Genomic DNA, 21075 nt, shown 5'->3' on the forward strand with positions numbered 1-21075 from the left:
CACCTGTAAGTAACATATCTTGTAAAGTAGATTGAAAAACGAGATTCAATTATCAAATTTATTTGCCAGAAAATGGAATCTTGACCTTTAACTACATTATGAGAGAAAAAATATGACTAAACTCACTCGACGTTTTTACTCTGGTTTATTGGCATTGCTACTGGCTGGCCACATTCAGCTGGCAATGGCCGATATCGTTGGCGAAACTGAAAAAGTGCTGAACTGGGCGGAAAAAGTATTTCCTGATTTTTTCCCCGGCCATCAGGTTACTCAAACTTTTGAGAACTGGCGGTTCCGCTACTATCCCGAGACCGGAATTTATACTGGGATCAGCACGCTGGATATGGCCGGGTACGTAATGGGGGGGGCATTCGGTGATGCGCCAAATAGAATTGGGGCATTAGCCAACCTGTTGGATGAGGTGGCCAGGTCGGATGAAAATGGCAGCATTGCAGCCTGTGATACCAGCGGTATGCCGGAAGGCATGATTTTTCGTCAGAGTAATAACGTAGTTGATATTTCTACGAATGGCTGTATTGTATTGCCGGAAGACGGTGGCGGCAATTTATGTGAACCGCCCGAACAATTGTCGGCAACCGGGATTCACTTGTTTATGACAACCGAAATTCTTGAGAGTAATTTTAGTGGCGTGATTATCGGTAACCCTCTGTATTCAGGAATCCTTAATCAGAATTCCGTAAATAACAAAACATGCATGATCAACGCGCCAGCTGAAAATACCGACTTGACCATCAATTTTAATATTTGCTATGACATGACGGCGCAATTTCAGGGATTTGTCGGTTTGCCTGGTATCACGATCAATCCGCCTGTGACGCAGACCACGAGAGGTTCCAATAAAATGCAGGTTGTACAGGACTGTCTGGCGACGGATGCAGATACGGTGTTTGATGCTTTTACCAATGAAACCTGGATTCGCAATTCACAAACCGGCAATCTGGAAAAACTACCGACATTCTGAGTGGTTTGACAAGAGAAGCTGTACTTGATGCCCATGCCGCCAGTGAAAGATTTCCTGGCGGCATTTTTATTGCGACTGACACGAGCGTACTCATTGAAAATGAACATCCTCCCGCAGGTTGATTACAGCGAACTGTAAGTAAACTCACTTTACGAAGAAATGTTTCATGTTAAAAATATTGCTGCCGATAGATAGTTCGATATTCGTGCTTTGCAGTTCAGGCAGTCGCCAGGTTTAGCTGTCTACAAGCTGTTTGAGCTGACAATCTTGCAAGGAATCAAGGAATGTTGCTCAAATTAGCAAAGCACCCCTGGATTCCCTTGCTGTTTCCACTTAAACACGCTGAGCATTTCGGTTAAATTGGCCGAACAAGGAGACAAAATCTTGAAATTAAAAGTGCTCGGATGTAACGGCGGAATAGGAGGAGGTGCCCATACTACTGCAATGTTATTGGATGAAGATATCCTGATCGATGCCGGCACAGGTGTGGGCAACCTATCGTTGGAAGAATTGCTGAAGATCGATCATGTATTTGTGACACATGCTCATCTGGATCACATTGCCTTCATCCCGTTTCTGGTGGATACCGTTGGTTGCCAGCGTGAACAGCCGCTGATTGTACATGCCCTGCCAGAAACGCTGAGCAGCCTGCAGCAACATATCTTCAACTGGCATATCTGGCCGGATTTCACGAAAATACCTAATACTACCCGTCCTTACATGCGCCTGGAGTCCCTCAGTGTTGGTACAGCCATCGTTCTGAATGGACGTCGGATTACTCCCTTGCCCAGCAATCACACTGTGCCATCGGTTGGTTTCTGGCTCGATTCCGGCCAGGCCAGTCTGGCTTTCACTGGCGACACCACGACACACGACCCCTTCTGGGAGGTGATCAATCAGATCGATAATCTGCGCTACCTGATTATCGAATCCGCATTCAGTAATGCCAAGCAGGATATAGCGATTCGCTCCAAACATTTTTGCCCGGCATTACTGATAGAAGAATTTAAAAAACTGCAGCGGGATGTCGATATTTATATTACCCATCTGCGACAGGAAGAAGCTGAGCAGACTATGCGCGAAATTATGGCTGGCGTTAGCGATTTACATCCCCAAAGACTACTCTATCAGCAGATATTTGAATTTTAGTTTCAGGACAGTCAGAAATGAATACACCCTTGGCTTTGGAGCCACGCGAGAATGAGCCGGTACGTGACGATAGCACACTGGGTTTCGTCGGTAATTTGCGAGCAGTCATCAATAAAATTTATGCAGCGGCCAATATTGATGAAATTCTTCCCGATATCAGTCGCGATATCTGTACCCTGTTCAACGCTGATCGCCTGACCATTTATACCGTCAGCGAAGATAAATCGTCGATCGCCGCACGGATTAAAACCGGGCTGGATACCTTCCAGGATTTGCGTTTACCAATCAATGAACACAGTGTTGCGGGTTACGTCAGTCTGCATAAAAAAACGGTTAATTTACGTGATGTTTATGATCGCAGCGAACTGAACGTACTTGGCGAGCATTTACGCTTCCTGCAGGAAGTGGATAAACGCACTGGTTACCGCACCAAGCAGATGTTGGTAGCACCTATCCTGCATGGAGGTGAACCTGAGGTATTTGGGGTGGTGCAGATAATCAATAGCAAAGATGACCAGCCTTTTTCACCCATGATTGTCGAGAGTCTGAAAGAAATCTGCCAAACACTCGCTATTGCCTTCAAACAACGCCAGAAACAGCAATTACTCGGCAAAACCCGTTACGATCACCTGATTATCGAAGATGTCATCAGTGCCGCAGAGTTTGCGCTGGCAACGCGGCAGGCGCGGGAAACCGGTCGCAATCTCGAAGACGTGCTGATTGATCAATTTGATATAAAACCTGCGCAGATTGGAAATGCACTGGCGAGTTTTTTTGGCGTTCATTACGAACCCTTTCGGGCTGATCGGATCAAGCCGCTGGATTTATTAAAAAACATTAAGCGGGAATTTGCGGAGAGTAATAACTGGTTGCCGATAGACGATAGTACAAAGGGCCTGACCGTGTTGGCACTCGATCCTGACAGGATCAAGGCATTACGTATCGTCAACCAGATCTTCCCAAAGCATAAAATCATTTATAGCGTGTCTACACAACGCGAATTTTACGCCACACTCGATCTATTTTATGGCACCAGTGACGCGCCTATCGAGGGCGACAGCATCAACGTCATGCTCTCTGGTTTGACTGATGAGACTGGTGACACAATCGAGGAGGAAGACGATGAAGTTTCTGCTGCTGCGGATAACGAACTGGTCAAGCTGGTGAATCGTATCATCATGGATGCGCACAAGCTCGGAGTATCTGATATTCATATCGAACCTCTGCCAGGCAAGGAAAAAACCGGCATCCGTTTCCGCAAGGACGGCTCCTTGCTGCCCTATATCGAGATTCCAGCCAGTTACCGCAACTCACTGGTTACCCGCATTAAGATTATGTGTGACCTTGATATCTCCGAGAAACGTAAACCGCAGGATGGCAAAATCAAGTTTCGTAAATTTGCACCACTCGATATCGAATTGCGGGTAGCAACCATTCCTTCAGCTGGTGGCGTGGAAGATGTCGTAATGCGGATTCTGGCAGCAGGCGAACCGATTCCGCTCGACAAAATGGGTTTCACCACTCATAACCTGAAAACGCTCAAATCCATTGTGGCGAAACCATATGGTTTATTCTTTGTTTGTGGCCCAACCGGCTCGGGTAAGACCACTACGCTGCACTCCATTCTCAAACATTTAAACACGCCGGCAACCAAGATATGGACGGCAGAAGATCCGGTCGAGATCACGCAGAAGGGATTGCGTCAGGTGCAGATCAACGCTAAAGCCGGGTTAACGTTTGCCACCATCATGAAATCATTTCTCCGCGCAGATCCGGACATCATCATGGTTGGGGAAATGCGTGACAAGGAAACTACCAGTATCGGCATCGAGGCCTCACTTACCGGCCACCTGGTCTTTGCGACGCTCCATACCAACAGCGCACCGGAATCCATCATCCGCCTGTTGGACATGGGCATGGATCCGTTCAATTTTGCCGATGCCCTGCTAGGTATTCTCGCGCAACGTCTGGCAAAACGCCTCTGCAGTAAGTGCAAGCGGGAGCACATTGCCAGCGATGACGAAATTCATACATTGCTGGCCGAGTATTGTGAAGAACTGAGAAATACCGCCTATTTCAAGGTAGATCCGGATGCGGCTAGCCGGGAAATCGCATCACGCTGGATGGAGCAATATGGCGATGAAAATGGGAAAATTACCCTGCATGAAGCGGTTGGTTGTGATCATTGCACCGGTACCGGTTATGCCGGCCGGGTCGGGCTACATGAGTTACTGTCAGCAACTGATGCTCTGAAGAAAAATATCCAGGAACATGCCCGCGTTGCGGAAATGCTAGCCACTGCATTACAGGAAGGCATGCGCACTTTGAAACAGGACGGTATCGAAAAAGTCCTCCAAGGCATTACCGACATTCATCAGGTACGCGCCGTCTGCGTGAAATAATTTAAGAGTGTTGCCTTCGGATTGACGTTACTGCCATCCCAAAATAGTCAGGCGATCAGCGTTGAATAGGTGCAGATATTGAGGCTGATATCGGGAAGAACTTCATCAATATTGACTGGCGCATAAACCTTATTGATGACTGCTCGCAAATTACCAGTGAAACCTGGTGGGTTATCGTCTGATTGTGTGAGATGTATCCATAACAAGACCCAGAAACTTGTTCAGTTCTACTGACACCACACCAATCAGTTGGTGTGGTTAAGTTTTGATCAGGTTAACCCCAAAGACAATACGTAGCATCCAGGTAAAAGCCCAGATTGTGCCAGCAACAAGTAGCAGCTGTCCAAGAATGCGCTGATCTCCCAGTAAGTAGTTTGAGCAAAGACGATCGGGCAGATCGAGGTATAGCCATCCCATTCGCATGAAAGTTGCCCAAAATTCCAGTTTTAAAACGCCTTGCGCGATTGAATTAAGTAATGGCCAACTCAAACCAAGCGCCATACCCATCAGGGGGACGGTGGTAAATTTAACTAATTCAATAGGCCATTCAGATAAGGCCGCATCCAGCGTTCGTGGCAACATCCAGTAAAGCATAATTACGATGGCAAATGCCATTCCTGATATACCCCATCGGTTCCATTCCTTTATTCTTTCTTTCCAGCTGGCGGGGAAAAAATTTGTGGCCAGCCATCCAATGATGACCAGCGCGGGTAACTGTATCAGCATGTGCGTCACCATACTCTGTTCCAGAAAATGTCGGACAGGGGCTAGAGCCAGAATAATGAAGACCACAAGCAACATCCACTCGCGTTTAAATTTACTGATTATTTCCATGGTGTTCCTCCGTTTGTAACGCTTGAGCAAGATAAGCGCGTAGTTCCGGGAGTTGCTCAAAGCCAAAAATGGCAACTAATCTACCTGTTGGGTCAATCACATGGTAACCCGCCGAGTGCGTGTAACCATCGTATTCATCCGGGATAACTACAACTTTAAAAAAATCCAGCAAGGACTTTAACTGCTCGTTACTGGTTGGTCTGGCGGCTATCCAATAATCCGGATCAGCTGAGAAATGCTCCACCAAATGTTCTCTGAGTCGATCGGGCGTATCGGTCTGAGGATCAAAACTAATACTCAGTAAGCGTAAATCGTTATCGTTACCAGCCATTGCAAATTCATCCTGCAAGGTCTTCATTCCACTGCTAAGTATCAGGCAAACACCGGGACAACTAGTATAAATAAAATCCACGACAATAAAATGGCCTCGCCAGGCATCGAGCGAGAAAACCTCAGCATTCTGGTCCTCCAGACGCCAATCAGGAATGATGCGCGGATTTCTTTGAACATCGAGACGCCGAGCAGTCTCTGCGGTAAAGGCTTCGCCCCCATCCGTGCTCTCCCAAAGAAGCAGCGAGCCAGAAAAGACAATAATGATTGTTATGAGGAATGTTTTCATCGCACGATTCCTTCCTAAGAAACAAACTGTAAAACAAATGATATCTCAATCAGTATAAGACCATTTGTGAGTATAAAAAATCAGGGTAAATATAAACAAAAACGGCGCTCTTGAATAAAAAGATCCAGGAGCGCCGCGTCAAGTTGTTTCCAGCAAGCTGGAAAGATGAGTTTTTAGTTCGGATTAGCTGCTTTTGGTAAGCTGAATAAACTGCGGAAAACAAATATCAGCATGCCTAACAGCACTAATGCAGCAGCTACCGCGCCAAACTGAGCAAGGGTTACCCATTCTTCCATGTGTACTGCCCAGCGGCGTGGCACGCTGTTAGCGCCACTGGCAAGAAATACCATAGATGTCATCAGACAGCCAACAAAATAAGCCCAGAATCCAAAATTATCTGTTGCGCTGGATTGTGCTTTTTCTTTGCCTTCACCAGTGAGGTGGTACATGAAACCGATGATCATTGGCAACAATCCGAGCAGCAGATAGAAGTGGAAGTGACCTGGTACCCACAGTGTGTTATGGAAGACACGATTAACCGTTACCATAGCATCGAGAATGGCGGGAATAACACCGGCAGCCCAGCCGAACAGAGATAAAAATATCAGCTTGGTGGTATTGTTCCATTTGATTCCGGAGCGATACACGATCATCAATGCACCGTAACCCGTGACGACTAGTACCGGCAATCCACTACCAAAAGAAAGTACCTGAGCAGTGATTGCTGCCCAAGCCGGCACTGGGAAGTCCATTAGTAAATGATGTGGATAAACGCCCATAACCAGGAAAATAATAGCGAACCAAGCTGCTAAAAAAACTTTATTGGTTTTCCATGGGCGACCGGTGTAGCGGGGTAGCAACTCATAGACGGCTACGACAGCAGCATACATTGCGACGTTGATGAAGACATGACCAAAGAAATAAATCAGATGTTTCATTAACATTGGATCTGGTTTAAATTCCGGGTAATAAAGATTGACCAGCCCCATGACCAATACTACTGCGCCGGCTGCAATTCCGATAAAGTTGACGATTAACACCATGGTGCCGGCCACAACAGTAGCAGGGTGGTAGATATTAAGCGGCTCCATACCAAAAAGTTGTGTCACCCCAAGCGCTCTACCCAGGCTGCCGTAACGGCCAAGAATGCCACGGCCGAAATCTAGATAAAGAATTAGAAAGCCAGTTCCGATCAGCAGTAGCCCGACTTGAAACAGTGCGGCAGAACCAGTTGACCAAGCGCCGAGTGAATTCCCCGGTAATGGGTAGAGGAATGTCCATGCGCCACCATATTTACCTAGAAATATGGAACCTAAAATCAAGACCACGCCTATTAGGAAAATAAAGTAATTAGTCCAGACGATGGTATTACTAAGCCGCACATACTGGCGCAAGAAGTACCAGAGCACACCCGTGGAAGCCAGTCCTGCAGCGCCGACCACCCCTACGCCATGTACAGTCATGATTTGATAAAACAGATCAACTGGAATATCCAGCCATGTGCCTTGTGCTGCACGCATGGCAAACCCGGCCAGCATCATCAATAAAAAGACTAGCAAACCGGTAATCAAGTGTGCCTTAACGGCAATCAGCGCGTTGCGGTTCTCCGCTTCGCTATATTCAATTTTGTCGCTCGTTGTTGCTGTGCTGCTCATACTGCCCTCCACTTTATGATGGTTTTTTGCAAATACATAAACTTAATTAACGGTTAATTCAGTGATCATGGCGTGATGTGCCAACCCACAATATTCGAGACAAAGGATTTTGTATTTCCCTGGTTTATCAAAGGTATGTATTAATTTATTGGTATAACCTGGCATTGCCTGAGTTTGTGCAACGAGCGTTAGGTTGTCATCATAAACGCCAAAGCCGTGATTAACGTCTTCTCCAGTCACATAAAATGCGACAGGTTTACCAGATTCGACGGTATTTGGCACCATTGTCCAATACCATTGGTGAGCACCTACTTTAACAACCTGGTGTTCGTTATCTTCATAAGTTTTTTCCTGATCAGCTATCGGATAGGGACTAGTGGAAAGGAACGTAACCGTAATACCGAGTATTGCAAGAAAAATGAACCACTTGCCGCGAACACCGTACCATTTCTGAATAACGGATGGATAATCTGCTTCAACCTCTTTGGAATTCTTGATAACGAATATAAAAACGGCAGCGATAAACGCCATGCCTGCCAGCGAAATAGCATAAACTGTTGAGATCATTTATTCTTCCCTCCCCTCTATTTAGTTGATTAAAAGACTCGGGTAATTTACAGTTGATGAGATTAATTGTCAACTGATTATTAAGAGAAAAAACCCATTTTTGCCTTGTGGTTTATTGGGTTACGTGAGATTAGATACTGGGTGATTTTCTGAAATAATTATCAGATGATGCTCGTTAAAATTGATAATGTGTGTCATAACAATCGGTCGTGCTACCTACAACTAATGCCATGAGCATTATGCTTGAAAACTAACGTGCTTCACCAGACAGGCACTCAAGTCAACATCCAAAAAATAATGTTCCGTTTCATGGTGGGCGAACTTGGTTTTTGTTTTACCCGCTACGGATTAGATAAAGAGCGCTTCTGAAAACTCATACTTCGTCACAATGCTTCACTACTTACAAAAAATGTTTCCTTGTATATCAGTTATATGCTGCGTCAACATTTTTTATTCGCGCCTTGTCTTACCTGGAGTCCTGAATTTTTAGAAGTGCTCCAAAGCTATTTTCTATTTTTATTCTTTGTAACACTTATGTTACTGCGACATTCTCTTCGTATATTTTTGGCGGGCATCAGTTTGTTGTTACTGCTGGCTAGTTGCAGCGTGGTGCGCTTGAGCTATTCTCAGGAGCCACAGCTGACATGGTGGTGGTTGGATCATTATGTTAACTTTAGCCGAGAACAGGAGCCGCTTGCCAAAGAAGCGATTTATCATTGGTTTGTAGCTGGTCGGAAGAATTGCGCAGTAGCATAGCGCCAGCCATTGGTCATTCATTACATCTCAGTGTGCCAGTGGTGGTCAGCTTGGGCAAAGCGCAGCCCCGCCACATCGAGCATCGTTTTGCGAAAAATAATAGCAGATTGCGTCATGATTACCTGCAGCCAGATGAAAAGCTTCGATTAAACGGACCGTCAGGCGTATTGAGAATTTTTATGACAGACTTGACAAGGGACAACGGGCTTTGATTGCTGCTGGTATAGTTCCTTCACCCTTTGACACTGCGAGCTTTGGCAGCGCTGTTTGCTTATTCGGATGATAGCTCCTACCGCGCCTATCAAACCGATCTAATGGAATACAACTGTGCTTTTGCCGTGCGTATTCATAACAGCACCAGCTCCCAGCAACATCAACATGCGCTCAAAAGGTTGAAGAATTGGGAAAACTATCTACGTACTTTGATGGTCAGCGGCTGCTAATACACATTTACACATTTGTTGGCGCCTTGTTTAAAAAGACAGGTCACTTCAGCGCCTGCCGTCGTACCAGATAGATACTCGCTTTTTATTTTGCAGCGTACGCCAGGGATTCAGCAGCAAACGAAATAATTGAGAAAATATTTCTCTGCTGCTGTACAGCTCAACTTTCCGTGGAGAAGTTTCGATAGGGTGTTTCCGCAGAATAGTGAAAGCAAGCCGGTGCGCACGCCCCCATTTTTTTAGTTTCCGACTCAAATCCACTTCTTCGGCAGCATACAGCGTCTGATTAAATCCGCCTACTTCGCGAAAAGCTCTGGCATTACAGATAATCAACGCACCCGCCGCCCATTTGAACATGACTGACAATATTGTCCAGAAATGCAGCATACCTGCGGCCCACCATGGTAGATTGGGCATGTACAGTGTGCTGCCAGCACCAACATGCTTACCCTCCGTGATCAGCCGGAAAATATCATCCACCAAGGCAGCGTTAAGCAAACAATCGGCATCAAGAAACAGCAGCCAATCACCGCTGGCGGCATTCGCCCCGGCTGTTCTGGCGCGCGCGATCTGGTTGACAGGCTCAAAAACCACCTTTGCGCTGGCTTCCGTTGCCAGTAACGCCGTTTTGTCGGTCGAGTTGTTGTCAACGACGATGATCTCATGTGCGAAGCCATATGAGCGATTGGCAGCAAGGGCTCCATCAACCGATTTGAGGCATGCCACGATCAGTCGTTCTTCATTGAAGGCAGGGATAATAATTGAAACAAGCATCTTGCTGTCCGGTTATAAATTCTTAAATTAGGATTATGTCAGTAATCTCTACTATGTGGATTGTCGAGATGATCAACGCTCCGATATTGGCGCTTGACGTAAGGCGCAGGGGTTTTTCAGAGCATCTGGATTTATTCTACGGGGATCTTTTATTGCGCAGGGATTTCTGCTTCTTCCAGGATTTGAGTGTAATTCCGGTAGTGCTTGCTGAATTTCGGTAGTATAAATTGTCAATGCGGCCAGTGCTCGGGAATTCCACATCAGTGGCTTAGCTTCCATAGACGCTATCATGCAGAGTTGCACCATTTCGTCGAGCTCGATCTGGCTTAAACCGGCTAGATCTCTCGCCATGGCGACGAAATGAGGGTAAGGTTGCATAAAAGTAGGGCGGAATAGGCTGCCATCCTGATGACAGCTCTGACAGGAACGCCCATTGGTGCTCAAATTGGTATCGTTATAGAAATTTTTACCATATTTCCGCAAATCAGCCTGATTGCCCTGATAAGGACGATAATTGGCTGGCCGGGTGATATTGGTCGGGTTAACTTTCTTGCCCGCACAAGGGTTGGTTGAACCAGGGTTCGGCACGCAGGGGTTTTTCTTTGCGGTTGGGTTTTTCACTGTGCCAGTATTCGTTTGTGTGCGTGGGACGCAGGGGCGGCACAAGGAGGTGCAGCCAATCAGTGAGATGCCTAACGTCGTGACTAGTAGGCCGCTTGAAACCAAGGTATGGGTTATTTTCCTTAATTTGAATGTAGTCATTTTCGTCCTATCATTATAAAAAATGCAACTTCAAACAAAGCGATATAAAATGCAGCACTTTACCGGCTTTCCTGAATGCTGATGCAATAATTTTCACCCGGTTCAGCCTGAAGCCCCGTCAACACAAACTTGTTACCACATTACTGTAACGCATATGATCTGGAAGCCGAATGTTACCGTTGCTGCCATTATCGAGCAAAGTGGTAAATTTTTATTGGTGGAAGAAGCCCAAAATGGAGTGGGTCTCCGCCTCAATCAGCCAGCGGGACATCTGGAAGCAGGTGAAACCTTGTGCGATGCCTGCAGCCGGGAAGTGCTCGAAGAAACCGGCTATACTTTTTTGCCGGATGCGTTGACCGGAATTTATCACTGGCGTGCCAAGCGGAACGGTACGACTTATCTCCGTTTTACCTATATCGGCAGCATTACTGGACACGACCCGCATAGAAAACTGGATGAAGGCATTGTGCGTGCGGCCTGGTTTACACTGGAAGAAATCCAGGAGAAACAGCCCATGCATCGTAGCCCGATGGTGCTTCAATCAATTGAAGATTACCTGGCGGGGAAGCGTTACCCGTTGGATCTATTGAAAAGTGGCGCTCTCTAAGTGGTAAGCATATTTATCTTTTGGATACGAGTGGCAATATCTGCATGACTGCGTTGTCCTATGTTGCTGACCTGTAAGTATTTGTTGACTAATGGAATCAATATGAAAATTCTAAAATTTATCACGGCGCTGTTGATAATGGCGTACGCTCAATGGTCCATGGCTTTTTTGCCGATCCAACACTGGGAAACCCCCAATGGGGTGAAAATCTATTTCGTTGAGACGCATGATCTGCCGATTCTCGATATCAGTATTAATTTCGCGGCAGGCAGCAGTACAGATACGGCAGAGACTTCCGGTCGCGCGCAAATGGTGCAACATTTGATGAGTCTGGGTGCCGGGAAAATGTCCGAGGACCAGATAGCGGAAACGCTTGCTGATATCGGTGCTCAACTGGGTGGACAGTTTGACCTGGATCGGGCGGGGTTTTCACTGCGTACTTTAAGCAGTGAAGCCGAACGTACCAAAGCGTTGGATATTCTGGCGCGTATTATTCAACATCCCGAGTTTCCGGAGGGCATTCTTAACAGGGAGCGTTCCCGTACGCTTGCTTCATTACAGGAGGCAGATACTAGGCCTGGCGTTATTGCTCAGCGTACTTTAATGAAGATGCTCTATGGTGCGCATCCTTATGGATTGCGTGGATCTGGCGAACCTGCGTCATTAACTGCACTGCAGCGCAAAGATCTGGTGGACTTTTATCACAGTCATTACACTGCCAGTAATGCCGTCATTGCTATCATTGGCGATGTTACGCGTGGCGAGGCTGATCAGATTGTGCAATCATTGACTCGCGAACTTCCGGCAGGTCGTCCTGTTGCGACATTACCAGTCGTAAAAAAACCTGTGCCCATGATACAAAAAATCGCGCATCCGGCTTCACAGAGCCATATTCAGCTTGCTTATCCAGGATTGAGTCGGCATGACCCCGATTATTTTGCGTTGCTGGTCGGCAACCACATCCTTGGTGGCGGTGGTTTTGTCTCGCGGTTGGTGGAAGAAATCCGTCAGAAGCGCGGGTTGGCCTATAGCGTTTATAGTTCATTTTCTCCCTATCAGCAGCAGGGGCCATTCGAGATTGGCCTACAAACCAAAAAGGAACAGGCAGAACAAGCGCTTGAGCTAACGCAGCAGGTACTCAAGGATTTTGTAAAACAAGGTCCGAGCGATGAAGAAGTGAAGGCAGCCAAGCAAAATATCATCGGTGGCTTTCCGCTGCGTATTGACAGCAATCGCAAAATTCTTGGATTTTTATCCGTAATCGGCTTTTACCAGTTGCCGTTGTCTTATCTAGAAGATTATGTGAAAGCAGTAGAGCAAGTAACGGTGAAACAGGTTAGAGATGCTTTCCAACGCCGTATCGACCCGGCAGGAATGGTTGCAGTGGTAGTTGGTACGATTGATTAATGGATGTGGATACAGCTGCATGAGCAAGAAAGGGGTGGCGCGTATTATTGGAGGTCAGTGGCGAAGCCGTCTCATCAGCATTCCTAAAGGAGAGCTGATTCGTCCGACACCTGATCGCGTGCGGGAAACGCTGTTTAACTGGCTGGGGCAGGATCTGACAGGTGCTGCCTGCCTGGATCTTTTTGCAGGCAGTGGCGCCCTTGGTTTTGAAGCGGCCTCACGAGGTGCGGAGACTGTTGTTATGGTTGAGAAAGATGCTGTTGCGATGCGTTGTCTACAGGCATCTACTGCCAGTCTGGCTGCTGATAAAGTCAGTCTGGCGCATAAGCATGTCTCAAGCTTTCTGGCATACGATCAGAATCAATATGACATAATTTTTGTCGATCCGCCTTTCGATACTGGTTTGTTAGCCGAAGTCTTGCCGAAGTTGCCTGCAAGGCTCAATCCGGGTGGTTGTGTTTATGTTGAAAGTCGTACAAAATTTGTATCTGATGCTACCTGGACTATCTGGAAACAAAGCCGGGCAGGTAACGTTAATTACTGTCTTTTAAAACTAACAAATGGATAAAGCTATTTACCCTGGAACCTTCGACCCGATTACCCGTGGGCATGAAGATTTAGTGCAGCGAGCCTCGAAATTATTTGATCGGGTTATCGTCGCAGTAGCAGCAGGTGGCAGCAAAACTCCCTGCTTTACCTTGGATGAGCGCGTGCAGATGGCAACAACCGTCCTGGCACAATATCCCAATGTAACTGTAACTGGATTTTCTGGACTACTGATGGAGTTTACGCAGCAACAACAAGCCCGTATCATCGTGCGTGGCTTGCGTGCAGTGTCTGATTTTGAATACGAGTTTCAGCTGGCGGGAATGAATCGTGGGCTGTACCCGGATGTGGAAACTATTTTTTTAACACCATCCGAACAGTACATGTTTGTTTCTGCCACTATCGTGCGCGAGGTGGCACGGCTCGGCGGAGATATGAACAAGTTTGTTCATCCAGCGGTTGCTGTACACTTGAAAAAACTGGTCAAACAATAGAAATCGAGAAAGTATGGCTTTAATTATTACTGATGAATGCATCAATTGCGATGTATGTGAACCTGAATGTCCCAATCGGGCAATTTCACAAGGCGAGGAAATTTATGAGATTAACCCTGATCTCTGCACAGAATGTGTTGGTCACTACGACATCCCGCAGTGCGTAGAAGTCTGCCCCGTAAGTTGTATTGTAACTGACCCAGACAGGACAGAAAGTCGTGATCAGTTACTGGACAAATACCATGCGCTTATTGCTGCCGAGACCCCAACTCCTCGGGAATAGCATAACGCCGCGGTCCGAAAATTGCAGTCCCGATCCTGACCATAGTTGCCCCTTCAGCAACGGCATTTTCTAGATCTTCGGACATGCCCATTGACAGTGTGTCGAGATTGAAACCCAGCTGCTTGAGCTGTTCGAATATCTCGCGTAACTGTTGAAATTGTTCCCGCTGCAACGCGGTCACGGCGGTTAGTTCGGGGACCGCCATTAATCCTCGTAATTGTAGTCGTGGCAGCTCACTGACATAGGCTGCAAGTTCGGCCACTTTCTCCGGATCAACACCACTTTTGGTGATTTCACCGCTGACATTGACTTGTACGCATACTTGCAGCGGCGGTAATGTGTCTGGCCTGGCGACAGACAGGCGATTGGCGATTTTTTCCCGATCAATCCCATGTACCCAGGCAAAATTCTCAGCGATTAGTTTGGTTTTATTGCTTTGAATAGGACCAATAAAATGCCATTCAATCGGCAAATCGGCCAGCGCCTTTATTTTTACTAGTCCTTCCTGTAGATAATTTTCACCAAAAACTGTTTGACCTGCCTCCCATGCCGCTCTTAGATTTTCTGGCGGATTGGTTTTGCTGGCAGCCAGCAGCTGGATGGTTTGCGGGTCACGTCCACACTGCTTGGCGGCATCCGCAATACGGGTTTTAACGGCTTGTAGGCGATCGGCAATCGAAGTCATGGTTGATTGGTCTGTCCAATAAAAATACAAAAAAGTTGATGAGGCGAGAACATCCAGGTGTTGCGCTCAGTAAACACTCAATTTATACCAAAATATTCCGTATTACCTTGGGTTAGCAAACTTTAGGGCACATCTAAAAATCCATATTTCGTCACGATACCGTGTTGCTTATGAAAAACGCTTCTTTACATATCAATTATATATTCCGGCAACATTTTTTATTCGCGCCTGGTCTTGTTTAAAACTCTGAATTTTTAGAGGTACTTTTTAATGAAAATTTACCAGCTAGGAAAAAAGGAATCAAACGGATGAACATAGTAGAGTTACTCTCCTTCGTGGTCAAGAATAATGCTTCCGACTTGCATCTGTCATCTGGTTTGCCACCGATGATTCGTGTTCATGGCGAGATCCGCCGGATCAATTTGCCCGCCATGGAACATAAGGATGTTCATGAAATGATTTATGACATCATGAACGACAAGCAGCGCAAACAATATGAGGAGCATCTTGAGTGTGACTTTTCGTTCGAGATTCCCAATCTGGCGCGTTTCCGGGTCAATGCCTTCAATACTAATCGCGGCGCTGCCACTGTCATGCGGACTATTCCTTCAAAGGTATTGTCTCTGGAAGAATTAAAGGCGCCCAAAATTTTTGCGGAAATTGCACAACAACCGCGCGGCGTTGTACTGGTGACTGGCCCGACCGGTTCAGGTAAATCCACAACCCTTGCGGCCATGATCAATGATATCAATCAAAACCAGTATGGTCATATACTTACACTCGAAGATCCGATCGAGTTTGTGCATGAAAGTAAAAAATGCCTGATTAACCAGCGTGAAGTCGGACGCGATACGCATAGCTTCAGCAATGCGCTGCGCTCTGCTCTGCGGGAAGATCCGGACATCATTCTGGTGGGCGAAATGCGTGATCTGGAGACGATCCGTCTGGCAATGACGGCTGCAGAAACCGGTCATCTGGTTTTTGGCACGCTGCATACCAGTTCTGCTGCCAAAACCATAGACCGTATCATTGACGTATTCCCCGCCGATGAAAAGGAAATGATGCGCGCCATGCTCTCAGAATCATTGCGTGCGGTTATTTCTCAAGCGCTGTTGAAAACCAGGGATGGTAGCGGGCGCGTTGCCGCGCACGAAATCATGATCGGTACACCGGCTATCCGCAATCTGATCCGAGAAGGCAAAGTGGCGCAGATGTATTCAACCATCCAGACCGGCCAAGGTGCTGGAATGCAAACCCTTGATCAGAACCTGACCGAACTCGTCAGGCGTAACGTGATCTCCATGGCAGATGCGCGCAGCAAAGCCATGAACAAAGATAACTTTCGTGGTTAACTAACAAGAGAATTGATGATGGAAAATGAACAAGCACTGAAATTCATGCACGATCTGCTGCGGATGATGCTTACCAGAAAAGCATCGGATTTGTTTATTACTGCAGATTATCCACCAGCGATGAAAATTGACGGCAAAATGACTCCGGTCACGCAGCAAATTCTTACCAGTGCACATACTGCAGCGCTGGCGCGCGCGATCATGAACGATCGGCAGGCAGCTGAATTTGAAACCAGCAAGGAATGCAATTTTGCGATCAACCCGGAAGGAATCGGCCGTTTTCGTGTCAATACTTTCGTGCAGCAGCAACGGGTCGGTATCGTTTTGCGAACAATCACCACACAAATTCCCAATTTCGACGATCTCGGGCTGCCGCCGATATTGAAGGACGTGGTCATGAGCAAACGTGGTCTGGTCATTTTCGTTGGTGGTACCGGTTCGGGTAAATCCACCTCGATGGCGGCATTGATCGGCTATCGCAATCAGAATAGTCATGGGCATATCATCACTATCGAGGATCCGGTCGAGTATGTTCATGAGCACATCAATTGTGTCATCACCCAGCGTGAAGTAGGTGTCGATACCGAATCCTGGGAAGCGGCGCTCAAAAACACCTTGCGGCAGGCACCAGATGTCATCCTGATTGGCGAAATTCGCGATCGCGAAACCATGGAACATGCCATTGCCTTTGCCGAAACCGGCCACTTGTGCATGGGTACCTTGCACGCCAACAGCGCCAATCAGGCACTGGATCGCATTATCAATTTTTTTCCGGAAGAACGGCGTGCACAACTGTTGATGGACCTGTCCCTCAATCTGCGTGCCATGGTGGCACAGCGACTCATTCCCAAAAAAACCGGTGGACGGGTTGCCGCAATCGAAATCATGCTCAACTCACCATTGATCTCCGATCTGATTTTCAAGGGCAATGTGCATGAAATCAAAGAGATCATGAAAAAATCACGTGAGCAGGGTATGCAAACCTTTGATACGGCGTTATTCGAACACTATGAAAATGGGTTGATTTCCTACGAAGATGCCATGCGTAACGCTGATTCAATGAATGAATTGCGTCTGCAAATTAAATTGAACGGATCGGAAGCCAAGCAGCGTAGTACGAGTAATGGTATTGGACAATTGACAATTACCTGAAGGTTGTCAACCAAGCTGATAACTAATCAAACAACTTGCCTTGACTTTGACGGCGAGGATAGATTGAATAAAAAATTACTGCTTGTTGATTTTGAAAATGTTCCGTTGCCTGATTTGGGTAATATTGGCGCTGACAGCCATGTCATAATTTTTGTTGGCGTCAGTCAAAAAAATGTACCAATTAACCTCGTTGTAAATTTACAGAAACTCGGTGATCGGGTGGAGTGGCAGCGCGTTGATGGGAATGGCAGCAACGCCCTTGATTTTCATATTGCCTGCCATCTCGGGCGTGTAATCGAAAAATCACCGGATCTGTATTGCATCATTCTGTCCAAAGACAAAGGTTTTGACCCGTTAATTCGTTTTTTGAATAAAAGTGGTCTGAAATGTAAACGTATCAACTGCCTTACTGAGCTTGAACCGAGAATTGCAGTTGCCGGACCGACAAATTACCGGCTTGCTCTGGAGCGGTTGAGTAAAATGAGGAAAGAATCACGACCACGCAAACGCTCAACCTTGATAAATCATATCTCGTCTATGTTTCAGAAAAAGCTTGTTCAAACCGATATTGACCAAATTATTGATCTTCTCTTTGTCAATAAAATGATTTCAGAAGCCAATAACGTGGTTATTTATTCCTTTTAAGTAGACTTGTATTTGCATAGTCAATAGTGGCCGGGCGCTGCTTTTGTAGGATGCGGTTCATACTTCACTATATCCTGCTCACATGGCGATACATGTACAGGAACACGTTTCGTGGCAACCTGTCGAGCAAATGAGGGTGAGGCGTGGAAAATCAGCATCCACGTGGTGTGATCCGGTCAGCACTGGATAGACGAATGGAGGGTCTGCCGTCATCCTACCCTCATTTTACTACCTCATACAGTTTTCCTCGTAGATCAATCCTTCACGAATAGATGTTTTCACTGTTTGTGGCAACAGTTTTTCCTTGTCGGCGAACCATCGCATGATATCCAGCTTGATTGGTCTCAAATCATTTATCTTAAAGAATTTGGCATAGAATAGCCTATAGCTTAAGGGGTATCGAACTCATTAAACTGATTCATTGTGATTTATTCCATCATAAATATGTACTTATTTAAAAGGATGAAATTTATGAGGCAAGAACAACACCAACATCAACACAATGATGCTGACAAAACCTGTTCCCATCACGGCCACAAACAAGTGGAAAAGAGTAACCATGTTTCTCAACCAGCTGACGAGAATGCGATCTACACTTGCCCCATGCATCCAGAAATCCGGCAAAGCGGACCGGGGAGTTGCCCAATTTGTGGTATGGGTTTAGAGCCGGAAACAATAACAGGCGAGGAAGGTGAAAACCCTGAGTTGGCCGATATGCGAAAACGGTTCTGGGTTGGCTTTGTTCTGACTTTTCCGGTTTTTGTACTGGAAATGGGCGGTCATATTTTTGATCTTCACCAGTATATCAGCGGTACGCTTTCCAACTGGATCCAGTTAATGCTGGCCACGCCTGTTGTTCTGTGGGCCGGAAAGCCATTTTTTGAGCGTGGCTGGGCCTCTCTAAAAACCAGAAATCTGAATATGTTTACGCTGATTGCCATGGGCACGGGTGTGTCATGGTTATACAGCATCATGGCGACACTTGTTCCTGGTGTTTTTCCCGAGGCTTTTCGGCAGGATGGCGCTGTTGCGGTCTATTTTGAGGCCGCCGCTGTTATCACTGTGTTGGTGTTATTGGGGCAGGTTCTTGAACTAAAGGCGCGTGAGCAAACAGGTGGTGCAATCCGTGCTCTGCTTAATCTCGCGCCCAAAACCGCGCGCAGGGTGAATGAAAATGGTGAAGATGAGGATGTGTCACTGGATCAGATTAAAGTCGGTGATCTGTTACGTGTGCGTCCTGGTGAAAAAATACCACTCGACGGTATCGTAACTGAAGGTTTGAGCGCCGTAGATGAGTCCATGGTCACAGGCGAATCGATGCCTGTCAGAAAAGTTCCAGATAGCAAAATCATCGGCGGGACAATGAACCAGACTGGGAGTTTCATTATGAAGGCCGAGCGTGTCGGCAAAGACACCCTGCTTTCGCAAATCGTCCAAATGGTTGCAGAAGCACAGCGTAGCCGTGCTCCGATCCAAAGATTGGCAGATATTGTTGCATCATGGTTTGTCCCGGCTGTCGTATTGGTGGCTGTTCTTGCTTTTATCATCTGGGGCATATATGGGCCTCCTCCTGCCTTCAGTTATGCACTCATCGTCGCTGTCAGCGTCCTGATTATTGCTTGCCCGTGCGCGCTGGGGCTGGCTACACCGATGTCCATTATGGTTGGTGTAGGTAAAGGCGCGCAGGCAGGTGTGCTGATAAAAAACGCTGAAGTGCTGGAGCGCATGGAAAAAATTGATACGCTGGTCATTGATAAAACTGGAACATTGACGGCAGGTAAGCCGACTGTGACCAAGATCGTCGCTACTGATGGTTTTGTGGAGAATGAGCTCCTGGCGTTAGCTGCTTCACTGGAGCAAAGCAGTGAACATCCGCTGGCTCATGCCATCGTTATGGCAGCGAAAGATAGAGGACTGGATTTTGCCGTATCAGAAGAATTTGACTCGCCAACTGGCAAAGGAGTGGTCGGCAAAACCAGTGGACATGATATTGCGCTTGGCAATGTGATGCTGATGGAGGACCAGGCTGTGGACGTCTCATCTTTATCGATGCAGGCGGATACACTTCGCGCTGATGGCGCAACCGTAATCTTTATCGCCGTGGACGGTCGGGTTGCCGGACTTCTGGCTATTGCTGATCCGATCAAGGAAACAACACCGGATGCGATCAGGCGGATTCAAGATCATGGCATTCATATCGTCATGCTCACTGGCGATAATCGCCGCACCGCTGAAGCGGTTGCAAAAACATTAGGCATTGAAGAAGTCGAGGCTGAGGTTCTGCCGAAAGAAAAAAGTAAGATCGTTAAAAAATTACGCGATAAGGGACGCATTGTTGCCATGGCAGGAGATGGCACGAATGATGCCCCGGCGTTGGCTGCTGCTGATGTAGGTATCGCAATGGGAACAGGTACGGATGTGGCCATGGAAAGTGCAGGCGTGACCTTATTAACAGGCGATCTGATCGGTATTGTCCGTGCCCACACACTGTCTGTGGCTACCATGCGCAATATTCGACAAAACCTATTTTTTGCTTTTATTTACAATACGGCAGGTGTGCCGATAGCAGCAGGCATTCTATATCCTTTCTTCGGTATTCTGCTTTCTCCCATCATCGCCGCTGCTGCAATGTCATTGTCCTCAGTCAGTGTTATAGGCAATGCGCTGCGGTTGAGACTATTGAAATTGTAATATTTTATCGAAATCAGGAGGTTTTGCATAAAGGACGCCAGAGAGATCGCTCTTCAGAATCCTTCTGGTTATGTCAAAATGATAATTACACATGCATTTGGCGAAACTGGCGTCAAATAATGATAGAAAACTGTACTTTGAAGGTAACTACTCGCCCCCCAAAAAATATTTAAAAAAACACTTGACAGGTTTTTGTACGAGAAAAATTCAATTTTGTACCTCACAGCCAAATCTCTGCGATAAGCAGCTTAGACCCATCGCCAGGCTGAT

The 21075-nt window shown here is 46.8% G+C and carries 21 protein-coding genes; 14 read left to right on the forward strand and 7 right to left on the reverse strand.

All coding sequences use genetic code 11. The features are described 5' to 3' along the window. Positions 1-112: 112 nt before the first annotated feature. From NSMM_RS03885 to NSMM_RS03895, 3 genes are all read left to right on the forward strand, one after another. Positions 113-982: a hypothetical protein gene (locus tag NSMM_RS03885; RefSeq protein WP_090284809.1), complete on the forward strand. Its 870-nt coding sequence runs from the start codon at positions 113-115 to the stop codon at positions 980-982. A 384-nt stretch (positions 983-1366) separates the two neighbouring features. Next, the gene (locus NSMM_RS03890; RefSeq protein ID WP_090284811.1) at positions 1367-2131 is read left to right on the forward strand and encodes a 3',5'-cyclic-nucleotide phosphodiesterase; all 765 of its coding nucleotides are present in this window, start codon (positions 1367-1369) and stop codon (positions 2129-2131) included. 17 nt (positions 2132-2148) lie between these two features. Further along, positions 2149-4533 carry a GspE/PulE family protein gene (locus NSMM_RS03895; RefSeq protein WP_090284813.1) on the forward strand — a complete coding sequence of 795 codons (2385 nt, stop codon included), beginning with the start codon at positions 2149-2151 and terminating at the stop codon, positions 4531-4533. A 258-nt stretch (positions 4534-4791) separates the two neighbouring features. On the opposite strand, the gene NSMM_RS03900 is transcribed toward NSMM_RS03895, so the two are convergent. From NSMM_RS03900 to NSMM_RS03915, 4 genes are all read right to left on the reverse strand, one after another. Then, entirely contained in the window at positions 4792-5367 is a 576-nt protein-coding gene (locus NSMM_RS03900; protein ID WP_245654672.1) for a hypothetical protein, read from the reverse strand. Next, positions 5351-5986, reverse strand: coding sequence for an SCO family protein (locus NSMM_RS03905; protein WP_090284815.1), 636 nt, complete (start codon positions 5984-5986; stop codon positions 5351-5353). Before NSMM_RS03905 ends, NSMM_RS03900 begins: the two co-directional genes overlap by 17 nt. 173 nt (positions 5987-6159) lie before the next feature. Then, positions 6160-7641, reverse strand: a complete 1482-nt coding sequence (locus NSMM_RS03910) for a cbb3-type cytochrome c oxidase subunit I (RefSeq protein ID WP_090284817.1) — start codon at positions 7639-7641, stop codon at positions 6160-6162. A gap of 42 nt (positions 7642-7683) precedes the next feature. Next, complete coding sequence (locus NSMM_RS03915) at positions 7684-8208, reverse strand: cupredoxin domain-containing protein (protein WP_090284819.1); 525 nt, start codon at positions 8206-8208, stop codon at positions 7684-7686. A gap of 432 nt (positions 8209-8640) precedes the next feature. Here NSMM_RS03915 and NSMM_RS16390 point away from each other — a divergent pair, with 432 nt between their 5' ends. Together NSMM_RS16390 and NSMM_RS16395 are read left to right on the forward strand one after the other, a co-directional pair. Continuing rightward, positions 8641-8964 carry a hypothetical protein gene (locus NSMM_RS16390; protein ID WP_245654673.1) on the forward strand — a complete coding sequence of 108 codons (324 nt, stop codon included), beginning with the start codon at positions 8641-8643 and terminating at the stop codon, positions 8962-8964. Between the two features lie 254 nt (positions 8965-9218). Continuing rightward, positions 9219-9407 carry a hypothetical protein gene (locus tag NSMM_RS16395; RefSeq protein ID WP_245654674.1) on the forward strand — a complete coding sequence of 63 codons (189 nt, stop codon included), beginning with the start codon at positions 9219-9221 and terminating at the stop codon, positions 9405-9407. A 48-nt stretch (positions 9408-9455) separates the two neighbouring features. On the opposite strand, the gene NSMM_RS03925 is transcribed toward NSMM_RS16395, so the two are convergent. Both NSMM_RS03925 and NSMM_RS03930 read right to left on the reverse strand, forming a co-directional pair. Then, positions 9456-10181 carry a glycosyltransferase gene (locus NSMM_RS03925; RefSeq protein ID WP_090284821.1) on the reverse strand — a complete coding sequence of 242 codons (726 nt, stop codon included), beginning with the start codon at positions 10179-10181 and terminating at the stop codon, positions 9456-9458. Positions 10182-10253: 72 nt separating this feature from the next. Next, positions 10254-10943 carry a c-type cytochrome gene (locus NSMM_RS03930; RefSeq protein ID WP_143001850.1) on the reverse strand — a complete coding sequence of 230 codons (690 nt, stop codon included), beginning with the start codon at positions 10941-10943 and terminating at the stop codon, positions 10254-10256. A 154-nt stretch (positions 10944-11097) separates the two neighbouring features. On the opposite strand from NSMM_RS03930, the gene NSMM_RS03935 reads away from it, so the two are divergent. The 5 genes from NSMM_RS03935 (at position 11098) to NSMM_RS03955 (ending at position 14280) form a co-directional block, all read left to right on the forward strand. After that, the gene (locus tag NSMM_RS03935; protein WP_090284825.1) at positions 11098-11550 is read left to right on the forward strand and encodes an NUDIX hydrolase; all 453 of its coding nucleotides are present in this window, start codon (positions 11098-11100) and stop codon (positions 11548-11550) included. Positions 11551-11652: 102 nt separating this feature from the next. Continuing rightward, on the forward strand, positions 11653-12957 hold the full coding sequence (locus NSMM_RS03940) for a M16 family metallopeptidase (RefSeq protein WP_090284827.1): 1305 nt from the start codon (positions 11653-11655) through the stop codon (positions 12955-12957). A 19-nt stretch (positions 12958-12976) separates the two neighbouring features. After that, a complete protein-coding gene (gene rsmD / locus NSMM_RS03945; protein WP_090284829.1) occupies positions 12977-13525 on the forward strand; it encodes a 16S rRNA (guanine(966)-N(2))-methyltransferase RsmD in 549 nt (182 codons plus the stop codon). Beyond that, a complete protein-coding gene (coaD, locus tag NSMM_RS03950; protein WP_090284831.1) occupies positions 13518-13997 on the forward strand; it encodes a pantetheine-phosphate adenylyltransferase in 480 nt (159 codons plus the stop codon). Before rsmD ends, coaD begins: the two co-directional genes overlap by 8 nt. 13 nt (positions 13998-14010) lie before the next feature. Further along, the gene (locus NSMM_RS03955; RefSeq protein ID WP_090284833.1) at positions 14011-14280 is read left to right on the forward strand and encodes a YfhL family 4Fe-4S dicluster ferredoxin; all 270 of its coding nucleotides are present in this window, start codon (positions 14011-14013) and stop codon (positions 14278-14280) included. On the opposite strand, the gene NSMM_RS03960 is transcribed toward NSMM_RS03955, so the two are convergent. Beyond that, the gene (locus tag NSMM_RS03960; RefSeq protein WP_090284834.1) at positions 14246-14965 is read right to left on the reverse strand and encodes a YggS family pyridoxal phosphate-dependent enzyme; all 720 of its coding nucleotides are present in this window, start codon (positions 14963-14965) and stop codon (positions 14246-14248) included. The two genes, NSMM_RS03955 and NSMM_RS03960, sit on opposite strands and share 35 nt — an antisense overlap. Before the next feature lie 308 nt (positions 14966-15273). Between NSMM_RS03960 and NSMM_RS03965 the strand changes: the two genes are divergently transcribed. The 4 genes from NSMM_RS03965 (at position 15274) to NSMM_RS03980 (ending at position 20805) form a co-directional block, all read left to right on the forward strand. Continuing rightward, positions 15274-16317 carry a type IV pilus twitching motility protein PilT gene (locus tag NSMM_RS03965; protein ID WP_090284836.1) on the forward strand — a complete coding sequence of 348 codons (1044 nt, stop codon included), beginning with the start codon at positions 15274-15276 and terminating at the stop codon, positions 16315-16317. An 18-nt stretch (positions 16318-16335) separates the two neighbouring features. Next, complete coding sequence (locus tag NSMM_RS03970; RefSeq protein ID WP_090284846.1) at positions 16336-17469, forward strand: PilT/PilU family type 4a pilus ATPase; 1134 nt, start codon at positions 16336-16338, stop codon at positions 17467-17469. Between the two features lie 63 nt (positions 17470-17532). Further along, positions 17533-18114: a PIN domain-containing protein gene (locus NSMM_RS03975; protein ID WP_090284838.1), complete on the forward strand. Its 582-nt coding sequence runs from the start codon at positions 17533-17535 to the stop codon at positions 18112-18114. 471 nt (positions 18115-18585) lie between these two features. After that, on the forward strand, positions 18586-20805 hold the full coding sequence (locus NSMM_RS03980) for a copper-transporting P-type ATPase (protein WP_090284840.1): 2220 nt from the start codon (positions 18586-18588) through the stop codon (positions 20803-20805). The last annotated feature ends 270 nt before the right edge of the window (positions 20806-21075 follow it).

The organism is Nitrosomonas mobilis (assembly GCF_900103035.1).
Classification (GTDB): domain Bacteria; phylum Pseudomonadota; class Gammaproteobacteria; order Burkholderiales; family Nitrosomonadaceae; genus Nitrosomonas; species Nitrosomonas mobilis.